Origin of the sequence: Streptomyces sp. B1866 (genome assembly GCF_031932565.1) — a bacterium.
Lineage (GTDB): Bacteria > Actinomycetota > Actinomycetes > Streptomycetales > Streptomycetaceae > Streptomyces.
The window spans coordinates 1-3318 of the sequence record NZ_JAVSCF010000411.1; the positions used below are offsets into that span (position 1 = coordinate 1).

At 78.7% G+C, this 3318-nt stretch carries 1 protein-coding gene and 1 pseudogene; both read right to left on the minus strand.

Annotation, left to right across the window (positions count from 1 at the left end):
• A pseudogene (locus RKE29_RS28830) lies at positions 1-689 on the minus strand (hypothetical protein); the annotation flags it as partial.
• 697 nt (positions 690-1386) lie between these two features.
• Positions 1387-3219: a gamma-glutamyltransferase gene (gene ggt / locus RKE29_RS28835; RefSeq protein WP_312008652.1), complete on the minus strand. Its 1833-nt coding sequence runs from the start codon at positions 3217-3219 to the stop codon at positions 1387-1389.
• Positions 3220-3318: the final 99 nt, after the last annotated feature.

Below are 3318 nucleotides of genomic sequence, written 5' to 3' on the forward strand. Positions count from 1 at the left end.
ACGGGGCCGGGCCGGGCCCGTACGGCCGGATCGGACCCGGCCTGCGCGGCCTCCCCGGGCGCGCCCGGCCCGAGTCCGGCCTGGCGCGGCAGCGTCTGCCCGGGCCCGCGCCGACCGTCGTCCGCCGGTCCGGGCCCGGGCTGGGCGGGGACGTACGGGACGGGCCCGGGCCGGCCCGCCGCCCGGCGCCGGTCCAGGGCGGACAGACGGGTGCGCAGTTCGTCGCAGCGCGCCGTGGCCCGCTCCCAGTCGTCGTGGGCCCAGGCGAGGTCGGCGGCGAGCCGTTCGCGCACGGCCGCGTCGGCGGCGGCGAGCAGCGCCTGCCGCAGGTGGCGCTCCCGCGTGGCCGCGTACGTGCGCTCGCCGAGCATCACGTCGAGCCGCCCGCGCAGGGTGGCCGCGTCGCCCGCGGCGTCGTAGGCGCTGACCGACGCGCGGTAGAGGTCGGCCGCGCGGACGGCGGCGTCCTGGGCCGCGGTGTGGCCGCAGAGGGCGGAGAAGTCCTGGAGCAGGGCCTGCACCACGTCCCAGGGCGGCACCTCCTGGCCGCCCAGGCAGGCCCGCATGCCGTCGGGGTCGCGCTGCGCGAACACGCCGTACCAACCGGCGGTGGGGTCGAGCCGCCCCGTCAGCGCTCGCAGGAACCGCGCGAACTCCTCCACCGGATCCGGGAGTTGTCCGTGCTCCATCCATCCACCTCTCTCGCGGCGGGCCGAAGCACATCCAGTCGGCACGCATTCGACACCCTGCGTGTTACGCAACCGGTTACCGAACTGCTACGTCCACTTTTCCGGCCGTCAAAAGGACAGGCAAACGGGCGAGTTCGTCTGCGGACATTGGCCGATGGATCCATGTCCGGCCAGGAGAAGAGCCGCCCCGGGCACCCCGCCGCCGATCTCACCGCGTCGTCGGGCAATCGGCGCGCCGGATGCGCGCGGCTCCGCGGAGAGCGCCCCCATGCCCTCCCGGCGCGCCGTTCCGCTCCTCCTGGACACCGAGGGCCTCTCGCGACCACAGCCGTCCTGGCCCGCGCCGGACTGGTCGGCCCGCGGTCGATGGGGACGGTTCCGGCGGCGCCGGAGAGGCGGGGCCTGGTGGCCCGCGCCCCGCGCCCGGCCGACGGGCGGCAGGTGGTGCTCTCACTCCCCGGCGCCGACCGCGGCATCGATCCAGGCCGTACGGGGGGCGAGGGAGGACCGGCCGCGGGGCCCCTCACCCAGCGCCTCGACGCGGGCGGGCGCCGGGTGTTCGCCGAGGCCGCCGAGATTCTGGCGCGGATGGCGGCGGAGCGAGGCCGCGCACACCGGCCGACCGCGCGGGCCGGTGACCCGCGCGGTGCGGCCGACGCCGACCGCCGGGGAAGCGGCGGCCGGCCTGACGCGCGGGTTACCCGCCCGGCGTGCGCGGTGGGGCGGTGCCCGCCGGGCGCACCACCATCGCGGAGCCGCCGCCGCGCCGTACCCGCTCGGCGGCCGCCAGCCACCGCCCGTCCGGCAGCCGCTGCACGCCGGTGGCCGCGCCGATCTCGGCTACCGGCCGGAAGGAGTGGCCCAGCGCCTCCAGCCGGGCGCGCAGCGGGCTGTCCCACAGCCCCGGCTCCAGGTCGGTGCGCGCGGCGTTGCGCTGGCTGGCGCGTGGCGCGGCGATCGCGTCGACCAGCGGCAGGCCCCGGTCCAGGTGGCCGAGCAGCGTCTGCACGACGGTGGTGATGATGGTCGCGCCGCCCGGCGAGCCGAGCGCCAGCACCGGCCTGCCGCAGTGCAGCACGACGGTCGGTGCCATGGACGAGCGCGGCCGCTTGCCCGGCCCCGGCAGGTTCGGGTCGTGCGTGGCCGGGTCGACGGGCGTGAAGGAGAAGTCGGTCAGCTCGTTGTTCAGCAGGAAGCCGCGGCCGGGCACGGTGATGCCGCTGCCGCCCGTCTGCTGGATGGTCAGGGTGTAGGCGACGACGTTGCCCCACCTGTCGGCGACCGTCAGGTGCGTGGTGCTCTCGCCCTCGTACGGGGTGGGCGCGGCCGGGCCCGCCGCCGGGGGGCAGCCGGCCGGGGCGGCCGGGTCGCCGGGTGGGACCGGGCTGGCCAGCGCGGCGCCGTCGCGGATCAGGCACGCGCGTGAGTCGGCGAAGCGCTGGTCGAGCAGGCCCGCGGTCGGCACGTCCTCGAAGGCCGGGTCGCCGACCCAGCGGTTGCGGTCGGCGAACGCCAGGCGGCTGGCCTCCAGGAAGCGGTGCAGGTAGTCGCGCTCGTCGAGGCGCGCCAGGTCGCGCCCCTCAAGGATGTTCAGCGCCTCGCCGACGGTCGTGCCGCCCGAGGAGGACGGCGCCATGCCGTACACGTCCAGGCCGCGGTAGGAGACGCGGACCGGCGCCTGCCGCTTCACCGCGTACGCCGCCAGGTCGCGCGCGGTCAGGTCGCCGGGCCGTACGACACGCCGTGCGCGGGGGTCGACGGGCGGACGGCGCACGGTGCGCACGATGTCGCGGCCCAGCGCGCCCCGGTAGACGGCGCCCGCGCCCTGCGCGGCGAGCAGCGCGTAGGTGTGGGCCAGGTCGGGGTTGGTGAAGGTGGAGCCGACGGCGGGCGGCTCGCCGCCGGGCAGGAACAGGCGCGCGCTGGCCGGGAAGGCGGCGAACCGGTCCCGGTTGTCGGCGGTCTGCTGCCGGAAGGTGGCGTCGACGGTGAAGCCCTCGCGCGCCAGGTGCTCGGCGGGCGCCAGCACGTCGGCCAGCGGGCGGCTGCCCCAGGCGTCAAGGGCCGCCTCCCAGGTGGCCGGGGTGCCGGGGGTGCCGACGCTCAGGCCGCTGGTGGCGGCCTCGTCGGCGGGGAGCGGCCTGCCGTCCGCGCCGAGGAACAGGTCCGGGCCCGCGCTCAGCGGCGCGGTCTCGCGGCCGTCGAGCGTGCTGACGCGTCGCCGCTTCGCGTCGTAGTAGACGAGGTACCCGCCGCCGCCGACGCCCGCCGAGTACGGCTCGGTGACGCCGAGCGCGGCGGCGGTGGCGACGGCCGCGTCGACCGCGTTCCCGCCGCTCCGCAGCACCTCGATGCCCGCGGCCGACGCGTCGGCGTCCACGCTGGCCACCGCGCCGCCGTAGCCGACGGCCACCGGCTGCTTGACGGGTGGCGCCTGCGGGGCGGGCGGTGGTGCGGCGGCGTGGGCGGCGTCCGGGGCGGTGCCGAGCGCGGCGGCCAGCGCCAGCGCGGCGGCGAGCGCGGCGCGCAGCGGCCCGCGCCGGGCGGCGGCGGTCCGGACCCGCGCGCCACGTGCCCCCGCGGCGGCGGCCCGGGCCCGCCGGCCACAGGCCACGGCGGTCTCGGCCCG